Origin of the sequence: Sinomonas sp. (assembly GCF_036848755.1) — a bacterium.
Lineage (GTDB): Bacteria > Actinomycetota > Actinomycetes > Actinomycetales > Micrococcaceae > Sinomonas.
The window spans coordinates 1-13,149 of the sequence record NZ_DAIUJO010000045.1; the positions used below are offsets into that span (position 1 = coordinate 1).

At 70.0% G+C, this 13,149-nt stretch carries 11 protein-coding genes; 5 read left to right on the forward strand and 6 right to left on the reverse strand.

Going from position 1 to position 13,149, the window contains the following annotated elements:
• Positions 1–1,172 (forward strand): penicillin-binding transpeptidase domain-containing protein (locus V7053_RS09150; RefSeq protein ID WP_334171968.1); only part of this gene is annotated, 1,172 nt, incomplete at its 5' end.
• A gap of 144 nt (positions 1,173–1,316) precedes the next feature.
• Here V7053_RS09150 and V7053_RS09155 read toward each other — a convergent pair.
• Positions 1,317–1,805: a MarR family winged helix-turn-helix transcriptional regulator gene (locus tag V7053_RS09155; protein ID WP_334171969.1), complete on the reverse strand. Its 489-nt coding sequence runs from the start codon at positions 1,803–1,805 to the stop codon at positions 1,317–1,319.
• Positions 1,806–1,890: 85 nt separating this feature from the next.
• Here V7053_RS09155 and V7053_RS09160 point away from each other — a divergent pair, with 85 nt between their 5' ends.
• The 3 genes from V7053_RS09160 to V7053_RS09170 all read left to right on the forward strand — a co-directional run bounded on the left by V7053_RS09160 (position 1,891) and on the right by V7053_RS09170 (position 8,028).
• Positions 1,891–3,660: a chloride channel protein gene (locus tag V7053_RS09160; RefSeq protein WP_334171970.1), complete on the forward strand. Its 1,770-nt coding sequence runs from the start codon at positions 1,891–1,893 to the stop codon at positions 3,658–3,660.
• A 64-nt stretch (positions 3,661–3,724) separates the two neighbouring features.
• Positions 3,725–5,740, forward strand: a complete 2,016-nt coding sequence (locus V7053_RS09165) for a cytochrome c oxidase assembly protein (RefSeq protein ID WP_334171971.1) — start codon at positions 3,725–3,727, stop codon at positions 5,738–5,740.
• On the forward strand, positions 5,737–8,028 hold the full coding sequence (locus tag V7053_RS09170; RefSeq protein ID WP_334171972.1) for a heavy metal translocating P-type ATPase: 2,292 nt from the start codon (positions 5,737–5,739) through the stop codon (positions 8,026–8,028). Before V7053_RS09165 ends, V7053_RS09170 begins: the two co-directional genes overlap by 4 nt.
• Here the strand turns inward: V7053_RS09170 and V7053_RS09175 are convergent.
• A complete protein-coding gene (locus V7053_RS09175) occupies positions 8,025–8,828 on the reverse strand; it encodes a M56 family metallopeptidase (protein WP_334171973.1) in 804 nt (267 codons plus the stop codon). The two genes, V7053_RS09170 and V7053_RS09175, sit on opposite strands and share 4 nt — an antisense overlap.
• Positions 8,825–9,232 (reverse strand): BlaI/MecI/CopY family transcriptional regulator, encoded by a 408-nt coding sequence (locus V7053_RS09180; protein ID WP_334171974.1) that lies wholly within the window; start codon positions 9,230–9,232, stop codon positions 8,825–8,827. Before V7053_RS09180 ends, V7053_RS09175 begins: the two co-directional genes overlap by 4 nt.
• A gap of 81 nt (positions 9,233–9,313) precedes the next feature.
• Between V7053_RS09180 and V7053_RS09185 the strand changes: the two genes are divergently transcribed.
• On the forward strand, positions 9,314–10,000 hold the full coding sequence (locus V7053_RS09185; RefSeq protein ID WP_334171975.1) for a DUF5134 domain-containing protein: 687 nt from the start codon (positions 9,314–9,316) through the stop codon (positions 9,998–10,000).
• Between the two features lie 60 nt (positions 10,001–10,060).
• Here V7053_RS09185 and V7053_RS09190 read toward each other — a convergent pair whose 3' ends face one another.
• The 3 genes from V7053_RS09190 to V7053_RS09200 all read right to left on the reverse strand — a co-directional run bounded on the left by V7053_RS09190 (position 10,061) and on the right by V7053_RS09200 (position 13,149).
• Positions 10,061–10,729, reverse strand: coding sequence for a DedA family protein (locus V7053_RS09190; RefSeq protein ID WP_334171976.1), 669 nt, complete (start codon positions 10,727–10,729; stop codon positions 10,061–10,063).
• Positions 10,730–10,801: 72 nt separating this feature from the next.
• On the reverse strand, positions 10,802–11,446 hold the full coding sequence (locus V7053_RS09195) for a DedA family protein (RefSeq protein WP_334171977.1): 645 nt from the start codon (positions 11,444–11,446) through the stop codon (positions 10,802–10,804).
• Between the two features lie 5 nt (positions 11,447–11,451).
• Positions 11,452–13,149, reverse strand: coding sequence for a GAF domain-containing sensor histidine kinase (locus V7053_RS09200; RefSeq protein ID WP_334171978.1), 1,698 nt, complete (start codon positions 13,147–13,149; stop codon positions 11,452–11,454).

Consider the following 13,149-nt stretch of genomic DNA (forward strand, 5'->3'; position numbering starts at 1 on the left):
CCCTCGTGACGATCCAGCCGGGCACCGGCAAGGTCGTGGCGATGGCGCAGAACTCGCGCATGCTCTCCGGCCAGGGCACGGACTTCGTCACGGCCTACAACTTCAACGTCGACAGCGCGGACGCGAGCGGGAACCCGCTAGGCGGGGTCGGCGGCATGCAGCCCGGCTCGACGCTCAAACCCGTGACCCTCGCCGCGTGGCTGGACGAGGGCAAGCCGACGAACCAGGTCGTGGACGCCTCGCGACGCGTGTACCCGCTGAACTACCCCTGGCGGGACACCTGCTCGAAGGTTGTCGGGGCGTACGACGACGCCGAGGTCGGCTTGGGCGCGACGAACGACCTCCAGAACGACGAGCCCAACTGGTACTACCCGATGAGTGTGCGGGAGGGCATCGCCCAGTCGATCAACACCGCTACGTTCGCCTCCGCTGCGGGGCTGAACGACTTCTGCGACATCCAGCGGGCCGCGGATGCCCTCGGCCTTCACAAGGGCGACAAGGCCGGGGACAAGCTGAACCTCTCGACCCTGGGCAACCTGCTCGGCGGCGAGAACGTCGCTCCGCTGACGATGGCGAATGCGTTCGCGACGTTCGCCGCCGACGGCACCTACTGCACACCCATCTCGATCACCGAGGTCGACGACGCACAGGGCCACAAGATCGGCGGCCAGACGCAGAGCTGCCAGGCGGACGCCCTCAAGCCGGGCGTGGCCCAGGCGGCGACGAACGTCCTGCAGGACGTCGGTACGAAGGGTTCGGGCCTGCTCATCCCCGAGAAGCTGGGTGTCCCGGACGCGATGAAGACCGGCACCAATCAGTACAACAACCAGACATGGGTCGTCGGCTACACGAAGGGCCTGGCGACCGCGTCCTTCTTCGGCGATCCGTTCAACTCCACCGCGCGCATCGGCCGAAATCTGACCGTCAACGGCCAGTTCTACCCCGTCGTCGACGGCGCCTACATCGCCGGCCCGCAGTGGGCACGGTACATGCAGCAGGCGCTCGGCTACTACGACCACGGCAACTTCGACGCGCCGCCCCAGAATCTCATCACCGCTACGCCCACGCAGAGCCACCCGGCCTCGGGCGCGTCGACGAACGGCTCCAGCCCTCCGCCCTCGGCCGCGCCGGCGGCTCCCCCCGCTCCGGCGGGCAAGGGCAGGGGAAGATGACAATGCCCTCCCTGGCAAGGTTCCTACGAGAGCCCGGCTCAGCGAAAGGAAGCTGAAGCAGCCCCTCGCCAAAGGGTGCCTAGCAAGCCAGGTGACAAGGGCAGATCCTCGACGAGGGCAGAGTCTCGACGAGGGGAGGTCCTCTCAGAGGCCCAGGATCAGCAGCGTCTCCGGAGCGGGCGCGCGGGCGCCCGCCGAGAATTCGTCCATGGCCGCGACGATCGCGGCCCGCTCGGTCCTGTCGAGACCCTCGAGGATCTCGCCGATGGCCAGCCGGCGTCGTTCCGTGGCCTCCTCGACGATGGCTGCACCCCGTGGCTGCAGGGCAATCAAGACCTCCCTCCGGCTGTCGGGGCTGGGCTGTCTGGTCACGAGGCCTGCCTCCTGCATGCGGTCCAGGAAGCGGCTGAACGTCGAGGGCACGCTGCCCAGTTTCGCTGCGAGGATCCCGATCGGGACGGGACCGGAACTGGCCAGGACCACCAGGACCCGGAACTGCGGGAGGGTGACCGATTCGAGGGCTTCAGCCACGGACCGGGCGACGACTCCGAGCAGCGCGCGCGAGGCGCGCAGAACGGCCTCGACCTCGTCGTACACGCCGCTGCCCTCTGCCTGGCTCGCGATGGGTGCCATGGTGGCCTCCTTTCCCTGCTATTGTCTTCTTCAAAACATGTGCATCATGCAAATGTTGTCATTCTACATTCTAGGAGGTCCTCCGGTGCCGTCAGCCGCCGTTCGCGGTTCCAGGATCAGGGCGCTCGGGCGCGGCGTGGGTGAGAGGCTCGGGGTGGGGTCGCTGCCCCTCGTGATCCTCTCCGTCATCGTGGGCCTGGGAGCCGGCCTGGCGGCGGTAGCCTTCCGCTGGCTCATCGTCGGAGCCACGCAGCTCTTCTCGGGGGCGGCCGATTACGCCGGCACCCAGGGCCATCCGGCCAACCACTGGGTGCCATGGCTCGGGCCCGCATTCGTGGTGCTTGCCCCGGCCGTAGGCGGCCTCGTCTACGGTCCGCTCGTGCACTTCTTCGCCCGGGAGGCCCGGGGGCACGGGGTTCCCGAGGTGATGTACGCCGTCGCCCGCAAGGGCGGGAGGATCAAGGGGCGCGTCGCCGTCGTCAAAGCCCTCGCCTCGGCCCTCACCATCGGCTCAGGGGGATCCGTAGGCCGGGAGGGGCCGATCGTGCAGATCGGCTCGGCGCTCGGCTCGCGGCTGGGGACGCTCGCCGGGTCCTCAGAGGCCCAGCTCCGGACCCTCGTGGCATGCGGTGCCGCGGGTGGGATCGCGGCCACCTTCAACGCACCGATCGCGGGCGTGTTCTTCGCGCTCGAGCTGATCCTGCGGGATTTCGCCGCCCGCTCGTTCGCCGCCGTCATGCTCTCCTCGATCGCCGCTTCTGTCGTCGGCCGGGCCCTCCTCGGAAACTATCCGTTCCTGCAGCTGCCGGCGTTCACGGTCTCGAACCCCGCCGAGATGCTCCTGTTCGCCCTCCTCGGCCTCGTGGCAGGGGGAATTGGAGTGCTCTTCTCCAAGATCCTCTACGCGATCGAGGACTTCTGCGACTGGCTCTGGCGCGGCCCGGAATGGCTCAGGCCCGCGGTGGGCGGGCTGCTGCTCGGGTGCCTGCTGCTGGCCCTCCCGCAGATGTACGGGGTCGGCTATCCGGTGCTCGAGAACAGCGTCCTGGGACACTACGCGCTCGGATTCCTGCTGCTCCTGGCCGCCGCAAAGATCCTGGCCACGAGCTTGACCATCGGAATCGGCGGGTCCGGGGGAGTCTTTGCACCCTCGCTGTTCGTCGGTGCGACAGCGGGAGCAGCGTTCGGCCAGGCCGCAGCGTTGGTCTTCCCGTCGCTGGCAGGCCACGCGGGCGCCTTCGCTCTGGTCGGCATGGGAGCCGTCTTCGCCGGGTCGACCAGAGCGGCCATCACCGCCGGGCTGATCATCTTCGAACTCAGCGGGGAGTACTCGCTCATCCTGCCGATCCTGTTGGCGGTCCTCGTCGCGACGGCCGTCTCTGCGCTGGTGAGCCGCGACACGATCTACACCCGCAAGCTGCTCCGGCGCGGCGTCGACATCTCGGCGCCGGCCCGGGGGGCTGGGATGCTCCGCGGGCACACGGTTGCCGAGGCGATGGGTCCCGCCCGCCAGGCGGTCGTCGACAGCCTCTCGGCCCGCGAAGCCGGCAGGCTGCTCGTGGAAGCAGGCGGAGCCCTTCCCGTGGTTGACGGAAGCGGGAGATTCGCCGGCGTGATCACCCCAGCCACCCTCGCCGCGGGCTTCGAGGCCGAGGACGACGCCGACCGCCTCACCGTGGGAGCACTCGCCCAGGCGACCGCGGCCTTGGACAGGGAAGAGGGGCTCGATGCCGCCGTGGAGGCTGTCCTCGCCGCCGGGGAGACGGACGGCCTTCCTGTGATCGACTCCGACGGAACCCTCTGCGGGTGGCTCAGCACCGAGCACGTCCTGCACCGGATCGTTGCCGCTTCGTGAGCCCTCTGCCATGACTCGACCACTCCCAGAGAAGCCTGTTCTACATCATGTAGAGTGTCCGGCGATGGCTTCCTCGGCACCCAGTACGGTCCAGCGCTCGACGCCCTCGGCGGCCCACCTCTGGTGGAGCGCGATCATTCCTCTGGCGACAGCGCTCGGGACGGCGCTCACGCTCGGCGCGGCCCCCTATCGCGAGCTCAGCAGGGACTTCCCCGGAATCGGCACCGCGGTTGCGAGCACGCTCCTGCACGTCGTCGCGTGGGCGGCGTCGACGCTGTGCGTCGGGGGACTGTTCCAGGCTGCGTTCCTTCGGGGGCGCCCGGGCGAGCTGCGGCCGCCGCGTGCCGATCCTGGCGACGCTCGGCTCGTGACGTCGTCGTCCGCGGTGTGGCTCGCGGCCTCGCTCGCGCTCATCGCCGTCGACGGCGCGGACTCGAACGGATTCCCCCTCGCCCACGTCCTGGACCCCGGCGCGTTCACTTACCTCATCCAGGCTTCCTACCTGCCGGGTGCCTGGATCGTCACGAGCCTGTGCGCCCTCGTGGTCCTCGTAGGAATCCGTCTGGCACGGCATTGGGCAGCGGGGCTCGCGCTTCTGGCAGTCGCCTTCGCCGGCGTCCTCGGTCCGGTGCTCGTCACGCAGGTCCTCGTCGGACCCAACCACGACTTCGGCAGCGACGCCGCGATCTACGCCGTTCCCGCCGAGACCGCCTTCTTCGGCGTCACGGCCGTCCTGACGTACCGTCTCCTGGCGCGCAAGGCGATCTGGGCCCAGACGATCGAGCGCTACCGGCGCCTTGCGGCAGTCTGCTGGGGCACCATGGCGCTCTTCGGCGGCGTCGAGGCCTGGTTCTTGCTCGACGGGTCCGCGCCCTTCTCGAGCGCCACCGGTTGGCTCCTCGGCGCGTGGTTCGCGCTGTTGGCGGCGCTCGGCGCCTTGCTGCTCCGCCTGCGCGGCCTGCCGGGTGCGGATGTGCGCGAGGCGCGGGCCAGGATGCGGCACGTCGGCGTCGTCGCCGTCGTCCTCATGTCGGCCATGGGCGGGCTCGACGTCGCGATGTCGCGCATTCCGCCGCCGAACTATTTCGCCCCGACGTCGATCATGCAGCTGTTCTTCGGCTATGACGTCAACGCGACCCCGACACCGGCCGTGCTGGCGCTTGATTGGCGCCTCAACACGTTCTTCTTCGTCGTCTCGGTCGTCGGCTCGGGCCTGTACCTCTTCGCGGTCGCTCGGCTGCGGCGCCGTGGCGACGGCTGGCCCCTCGGCCGGACCATCGCGTGGCTCCTCGGATGGCTGTGCGTCGTCCTGACTACCTCGTCGGGGCTCGGCAAGTACGCCGACGCGTCGTTCAGCCTCCACATGATCCTCCACATGAGCCTCAACATGCTCTGCCCGGTGCTGCTCGTCCTGGGCGGCCCGTTCACGCTGGCCCTGCGGGCCACGACCCCTGCCCCAGCGGGCCGCGCGCCCGGTCCGCACGAATGGGTCAAGTCGATCCTGCACTGGCCGCTCCTCCAGCACCTGAACAACCCGCTCTGGGTGTTCGTGGAGTTCATCGGCTCGTACTACGTCCTGTACTTCACCCCGATCTTCGAGCAGGCGATGCGCTACCACTGGGCGCATCAGCTCTTCAACGTCCACCTGCTGATCGTCGGCTATCTCTTCTACAGCCTCGTGATCGGCGTCGACAAGCCGCCGCGCCCCGTGCCGCACCTCGGCAAACTGGGCCTGGTGCTGGCCGCGATGCCGTTCCACGCATTCTTCGGCGTCATCGTCATGACGAGCAGCACCGTGATCGCGCAGGAGTTCTACCAGTGGCTCACCCGGCCCTGGTGGCCGGACCTCCACTCCGACCAGTACACCGGCGGCGGCATCGCGTGGGCCGCGGGGGAGCTGCCGCTGCTCGTCGTCGTCCTTGCGCTCCTGACGCAATGGGCGCGGCAGGACCGCCGCGAGACGAAGCGACTGGATCGGCACCTCGACTCGGGCCTCGACGAGAGCTTCGAGGCGTACAACGAAATGCTCGGCCAACTGTCCGAGCGCCGCTATCCGACTCCTCTGGAGGATCGCTCATGACGCGGGCGGGACTGGCAGCAACGGTGGGCGAAACGGGCACCGAGCCCATCGAGCTCACCATTTCCGGCATGACCTGCGCGGCCTGCGCGGCGAGGATCGAACGCAAGCTCAACAAGCTCGACGGCGTCTATGCGGTGGTGAACTTCGCGACCGAGCGCGCCGTCGTCCACGGCGTCCGTCCCGAGCAGGCGCCCGAGGCGATCCGCGTCGTCGAGAAGGCCGGCTACGGCGCTGCTGTCCGCGATGCGGACGACGACGTATGGTCAGCGCGCGCTGCTGAGACGCGCATAGGCTCGCTGCGGCGCCGTCTGGCCGTGGCGACGATCCTCACGATCCCGCTCTGCGACCTGACCATCCTCCTCGCCCTTGTCCCGGGCTGGCGCTTCCCGGACTGGGAGCTCGTGTGCGTGCTCCTCGCGATCCCGATCGTCGCCTGGGCGGCGTGGCCGTTCCACCGCGCGACGCTCCGCGGCCTCGCGCGTGGCTCCCTCAGCATGGACACGCTCGTCTCTCTGGGCAGCCTCGCCTCGTTCGGCTGGGCCGTCGTCACGCTCGTGATCGGCTCGTCGGGGCCCGGCTACTGGCTCGGATTCGGCGTCACCCCCCAAGGGGCCGATGCGATCTATCTCGATGTCGCGGCCGGAATGATCACCTTCCAGCTCGGCGGACGCTACTTCGAGGCCCGCTCGCGGCGGCGCGCCGGCGACGTCCTGAACGCCCTCGCCTCCCTCGCCGTGCGGGAAGTCCGGGTGCTCCGTGAAGGGCTCGAGCGCGTTGTCCCGGTCGGCGAGCTGAGGGTGGGGGAGACCTTTGTCGTGCGCCCCGGCGAGCGGCTTGCCGCGGACGGCACCGTGACCGACGGCGCCTCGGGCATCGACACGAGCCCCATGACCGGCGAATCGGTGCCGGTGGAGGTAATGCCCGGGTCCGACGTCGTCGGGGGAACCGTCAACCTCAGCGGACGCCTCGAGATCCGGGCGGCCGCGGTGGGGCCGAAGGCGCGTCTCGCGCAGATGGCTGCGCTCGCGGAGGAGGCCCAGCGGCGCAAGGCCCGCATCCAGACCCTCGCGGACCGCGTGTCGCAGTACTTCATCCCGGCCGTCATCGTCGTGGCCGTCCTGGTGATGGCTGCGTGGCTCTTCGCTGGCGCTGCTCCGCGCGATGCGTTCGGGACGGGTGTCGCCGTGCTCATCATCGCGTGCCCGTGCGCCCTCGGGCTCGCGACGCCGACCGCGCTCATGGTCGGCGTGGGGCGCGGGGGCCAGCTCGGCATCCTCATCAAGGGGCAGGACGCCCTCGAGGCCAGCGGGGCGATCGACACGGTCGTCTTCGACAAGACGGGAACCCTCACGACCGGAGCTATGCGCGTCACCGCCATCGAGCCGCTGGGCGGCAGCGAGACAGGTGACCTCCTGCGCTGGGCAGGGGCTGTCGAGGCCGCGTCGGAGCACGCCCTCGCGAAGGCCGTCGCCCGCGCGGCCCGGACGAAGCTCGGGGACGACCTTCCGACCGCGGCGCGTTTCGCGGCGCTGCCGGGGCTCGGTGCCCGCGCAGAGGTCGACGGCGCGAGCGTCACCGTCGGTGGACCGCGGCTCTTCGACCAGGGAGGACTCGCCATGCCCGCGGAGGCCGCGGCCGCCGTCGAGCGCTTCCACTCACACGGTTCCACCGCCGTCCTGGTCGCCGTGGACGGCACGGTCCGCGGCGTCATCGGTGTCGCAGACGACGTGAAGCCCTCGGCGGCGCCGACCGTCGCGCGGCTTCGCTCTCTCGGCCTCCGGAGCATCCTCCTCACGGGCGATGCGGAGGCCCCGGCCCGTGCCGCGGCTGCCGCAACGGGCATCGAGGAGGTGCTCTCGGGAGTGCTGCCAGCCGAGAAGGCCGAGGCCATCGCGAGGCTCCAGTCGGAAGGCCACCGGGTAGCGATGGTCGGCGACGGGATCAACGACGCCGCGGCCCTCGCGACGGCCGAGCTCGGCCTCGCGATGGTCCGCGGCACCGACATCGCCATGAAGTCGGCGGACATCATCCTGGTCCGCGACGACCTCGGCTCGGTCGTCGACGCGATCCTGCTCTCGCGCCGGACCCTACGCACGATCCGGCTCAACCTCGTGTGGGCATTCGGCTACAACATCGCGGCGATTCCGATCGCGGCCTTCGGTCTGCTCAACCCGCTCATCGCCGCCGCAGCCATGGCCCTCTCGTCCGTGCTCGTCGTCTCCAACAGCCTTCGGCTGCGCACCTTCGAATCCGTCACCCGCGAGAGCGCGGCGCGAGAGGTGCCCTAGTGCGTCGCGAGGAACGAAGCCCCGTGGTGCCGCGCCGCCAGACGGGCCGCCCGCAGCCGCATGGCCTCGCCGCCCCCTGTCGCGGAGAGAGCGGTGAGGGCGCCGGCGAGGGGCTCTGGACCACAGACTCGGGCGGCCGCGTCGTCCGCGGCGAGTTCGATGAGCAGGTTCGCGGCCCGCTCGAAGCGGCGGCTGCCGCAACGCCCCGCCAGGCACGAGCTGCCGAGCAGCGCAAGCCGGCGGACCAGATCGTGCCGCTGGGACATGTGAGCCCGTTCGTGCTCGACGACGGCGCGGAGCTGCTCCTCGTCGAGCCTCTCCTGCGCGCCGGTCGAGAGCACGATGGCCGGCGTGCGGCCAGGGACGGAGAAGATGAGCGGGGACGCCGCCTCGATCACCGTGATGTCCTGGCCGAAGACGCGCGAGGGATGCGGCGCGCACGCAATGATGAGGCTCTCCGCCTCTTCGCGGACCTCACGATCTGCGGCGTTGAGCTGGTTCATCCGCACCCCGAGGGCGGACGCGGCCCCACCGGCGACGGCGAGGCCGCCCCACGCTGCGGCGATCGCTGCCGCGGAGGCGAACCAGGGGAGCCGGGCGCCGTCGTCGGCCGCGACCGCCACGGTGACGCACCACGCGAGAGCGAAGAGCGAGAAGGCGGCCAACGAGGCGATGATCGCCTTCCACAGCGCGAGCGCGAGGCGAGGCCGGCGCAGGGGCCACGTCCCGGCGGTGAGGGCCGCAATCCCGCCGAGCGTGATGAGGAGCGCGGCGCCGAGGAGCGACAGGGCGACGTTCACCGCGTTCCGCCCTCGCGCGGATCGGATACTGAAGGCTTCCGCTGCGTCGCGCCCAACGCGCGCCGCAGGAGCTCGGCGTCCTCGTCCCGCAGATGGCCGGCGAACTGCAGGAGCGCTGCCCCACGATCCCTGCTGTCGGTCAGCGCGGTCAGCATGTTCCCTGCGACGAAGCTCGATTCGGGCTGTGCTGGCGCGAAGCGAGCCGTGCCGTCGTCGCCGGACGTCCGAACAACGTGGCCCTTGGCACGGAGGCGCTCCAGGACCGTGAGCACGGTGGTCAGGGCCGGCGCATCCTCAGCCCCGAAACCCGCCACGAGATCCTTGGCGCTGACGGGGCGATCGGCTTCCCAGAGCATCCGCAGCACGGCGCCCTCCAGTTGCCCCCGCGGCCGACGATCACCCATGCTCCACCTCCGGCCCACGATCCTACCGCCCGCCGGTGCCACGACCCGACACGGAGTCGTGGCACCCGGAAGGAGAACTGCGTGACCGACAACCTCGTCCTCCAGACCCTCGTGACGCTTCTCGCGGCCACGGTGGTCGCGTTCTACATTCCCGACCTGGGATCCCGGCACGGACTCCGGACCCGCCTCAACGCGGGCCTCCACCTCGTCATGGCCGCCGGGATGGTCGCGATGGTGTGGCCGTTCGGCACTGTCGTTCCGCCCTGGCTCGGGGCCAGCGTCTTTGTGGTCGCGGCGGCCGTCTACGGGTACCAGATCCTCGTCCCGGAGCGTCGCCCTTCCTCGTCCGGGCTTGAAAGCCACCAGCACCGGGGGGCCTTGCTGTGGTATCACCTCGCGATGATGGCGGCGATGGCCTGGATGTACGTGGCGATGGGCGTATCCATGGCGTCGATGCAGGCGCAGAGGCACACGGCGATGGCCCTCCGCGCCGCCACTTCCATGCCGGGTATGAGCGAACCGGCGCCTCCCGCCGGCGGCGCTTCCGCGGAGGCCATGACCCGGAGCCTCTCGGGCTGGCCCGCCGTAGCCTCTTGGGCCTGCCTGCTGCTGTCAGTCGTCGCTCTCGTCGTGTTCGCGGGACTCCTGCTCAAGTCCCTCACCTCCCGCGGTTCGGGCCAGGGAGCGAGCGAACGACGGCGCACGGCGGCTTCGACGTTCATGGCCGCCGTCATGCTCGTGGGTTTCGGGCTGCTCGTGCTGCCCTAGGGCTGCCCGTGCTGCGCTGAGAGGTGCGCAGCCCCGCGGGCCCGGCCAGAGGACCGCGCGTCAGTCGGTGCTGGCTTCGGCGGGTTCGACCTTCCCAGCACTGGCCTTCCCGGCACTGGCCTGGCGAGCGCTGGCCTTGCGAGCGCTGGCCTTCCGCCGGAGGGCCTCGATGCCGAGCGGGGCGACTGAGGCCAGGACGAGGAGCGTGGCGAGCACATCGATGTTCTTCGCCACGAATTCGACGTGTCCGAGCCACATTCCGACGAGCGCGACGGAGACCGTCCAGGCCGCGGCGCCGAGCACGTTCCAGCCGAGGAACCGGCGGCGGGGATACCTGGCGGCCCCGGCCACGAGCGGGGTGTAGGTCCGGGCGACGGGCACGAACCGAGCCAGGCCCAGCGCTCGCCCGCCGTAGCGGGCGAAGAACGCCTCGGCGCTCTCGAGGTGCTTGAGCTTGAGGATCCTCGCGTCCTCGCGGAACCACCGCCTGCCCGCGGCCTTCCCCAGCACGTAGCCGACCTCGTTCCCGGCGATCGCGGCCAGGGTCGCGACGAGGACGAGCACGGGCAACGGCAGCGGGAGGTGCGGCCCGAGGACGCCGAGGGAGAAAAGGAGAGTGTCCCCGGGCAGGAAGGGGAACAGCAGCCCGGATTCAATGAACATGATCAACGCCACGATCCCGATCAGCCAGGGCCCGGAGCCGGAAAGCAGAGAGGTCAGGTCAGGCACGGCCGGTTCCCTTCGGAGAACGGAAGAGGGAAGTCATGACGACCATGGTGCACGGTGGCGTCTAAGACGGCTCTAAGAAGACCTCGGCCGCTTGCTTCTGACGCCGCCGGCAGCCCCGGCAGGGCCGTCGGTCCGATCGGCAGCAGCATGCCGATGCCGACGCCGGAGTGCCAGAATGCCCGCGACGGCTGAGGCGAGGAGCGTGCTTGCACCGGCGCCGACGAGCGCCGAGGCCCAGAAGGGCAGCGCCGTCGTCGTGTTCGCTGCGAATCCGATGCCTGCCATCCAGACAGACCAGAGCAACCCGCCGATGGCATCGCCGACGAGGTAGGAGCGGGCCCGCATTCCCGAGAGGCCGGCCGTGGCCGAGGACGCGAGGCGGCCCCCGGGCAGGAAGCGGGCGCCGATGATGGTGACCAGTGCGCCCGAACGGCCCAGCATGTCGATCGCTTCCTGCGTGCCGCTCTGGAGCCTCCGGCCCCAGCGCCACCGGTCCACGAGGGGGCTCAGGCTGTGTTTGACGAGCTGGTACAGGGCAGCGTCGCCCAGCCACGATCCCAAGGCGGAGAGCAGGATGACCGTCATCAGGCCGAACTTTCCCTCGGCCGCGAGGGAACCGGCCGTGGCGACGGCGACCTCGGCAGGGACCGACGGGAAGAATGCGTCTGCCGCAACGATGGGAATCAGCCCGAGGAGCAGCGCAGTCCAGGGGTCCATGGCGCCTAGCCTGCCGGGGGAAGCGGGATCCGCCAGCGGACGGTGGTCCCGTGCTCGGGAGACGAGTCCACGGTGCAGTCCCCTCCGAGGGAATCTGCCCGATGCCGCATGTGGGCCAGACCGCTGACCCTCGCCGGGCCGTCGAAGCCCTGCCCGTCGTCTTCGACGAGGACCTCAAGGCCCCGGGGCTCGGCGGTGACGGAGACCGTGAGGTGGGTCGCCCCAGAGTGCTTCACCGCATTGCTCACCGCCTCGGACACCACGGCGAGGACCTGGCGGGCGATGGGGGAGGGGATGTCGTCGATGCGTCCCGCGACGTTGAACTCCGGGACCACGGATGCGTCGCGTACGGCGCCGCCCACGAGGTCGACGAGGGTGCGTGAGAACGGCTGTTCGCTCGGGCGGCTTCCCTCCTCCAGGGAGTAGATGGTGCTCCGGAGCTCCCTGATGCTCTCGTCGAGCTCGTTGGTGATGACGGCGATCTTTGCTTCGCTGCCGGATCCGCTGCTGAAGCCGCGGAGACCCTGGATGCTCATGCCCACGGCGAAGAGACGCCGGATGACGAGCTCGTGGAGGTCGTGTGCGATGCGGTCCCTGTCGATCCCGATCAGCGTCTCTTCCCTCCGCCGGCGGGCCCGGTTGAGGCCGAGGGCGAGGCCGACGTGCGAGCCGAAGACTGCCGCGGAATCCACCTCAGCCTGGGTGTAGGGACCGGTGCCCGGCCGCCGTGCCAAGAGGAGGATTGGCCCCGGCTGGCTGCCGTGCCCCAGCGGTATGGCCAGAACGTCCCCGAGCTTCTCCGCGGTCCCTTCGTCGAAGAGCGTCGAGGGCTCGCGGATCAGGATCGGGCGCCCTTCCTCCTCAGCCTTCTCCAGGACCGGCAGGGAGGGGACCCGGGCGCCCTGCGGGAGAGCGAGGTCGCCGACCGACGATCTCGCGGAAAGGAAGGGCTCCTCGCCCTGGTCGCGATCGGTGTGGGTGCGATCGGCCATGATCGCGTGGACCGACTCGGAGGCCTCGAGGGCCCGTTCGGCGACGAGATCCAAGTCTTCGTCCGGAGCCCGCGCCCCGTCGGAGATGAGTTCCTCGCTCAACGTCATGCCAGCCTCGAGCCACCGCTGCCGCCGTCGGCTCGTCTCATAGAGGCGGGCGTTCTGGATCGCGACGCCGGCCGCGGCGGCGAGCGCCATCGCCAATTCTTCGTCTTCGACCGTGAAGTCCTGCCCGTACTCCTTCTCAGTGAGGTAGAGGTTGCCGAAGACCGCGTCCCGGACCCGGATCGGGACGCCGAGGAACGTCCTCATAGACGGATGATTCTCCGGGAAGCCCACGGAGACGGGATGCTGGTGGAGGTCGTGCAGCCGAAGAGGCTTGGGATCCCGGATGAGCTGCCCCAGGACTCCATGGCCGGTGGGAAGGTCGCCGATGAGGCGTACCTGCTCGTCGTCGATGCCGACCGTGATGAAGTGGCTGAGCCTCTGGTCCTCGTCGATCACCCCGAGCGCCCCGTAGCGCGCGCCCACGAGCTCGCAGCCCGAGCGGACGACCCGTTCGAGCACCGATTGGAGCGAGAGGTCCTCGGCGATCGAGATGACGGCGACCATGAGGCTGTTCAAGTGGTCTTGGATGCGGACGAGTTCTTCGGCGCGCTCGACGAACTCGTGCAGCAGGTCCTGAACCCGCCGAGGCATCTCGTCCGACAT

Bases quoted from the DNA above. Each gene is read 5' to 3' on its own strand.
- V7053_RS09170 (WP_334171972.1), top strand. From the start codon at position 5,737: ATGACGCGGGCGGGACTGGCAGCAACGGTGGGCGAAACGGGCACCGAG.
- V7053_RS09180 (WP_334171974.1), bottom strand. From the start codon at position 9,232: ATGGGTGATCGTCGGCCGCGGGGGCAACTGGAGGGCGCCGTGCTGCGG.
- V7053_RS09165 (WP_334171971.1), top strand. From the start codon at position 3,725: ATGGCTTCCTCGGCACCCAGTACGGTCCAGCGCTCGACGCCCTCGGCG.
- V7053_RS09155 (WP_334171969.1), bottom strand. From the start codon at position 1,805: ATGGCACCCATCGCGAGCCAGGCAGAGGGCAGCGGCGTGTACGACGAG.
- V7053_RS09195 (WP_334171977.1), bottom strand. From the start codon at position 11,446: ATGGACCCCTGGACTGCGCTGCTCCTCGGGCTGATTCCCATCGTTGCG.
- V7053_RS09200 (WP_334171978.1), bottom strand. From the start codon at position 13,149: ATGTCGGACGAGATGCCTCGGCGGGTTCAGGACCTGCTGCACGAGTTC.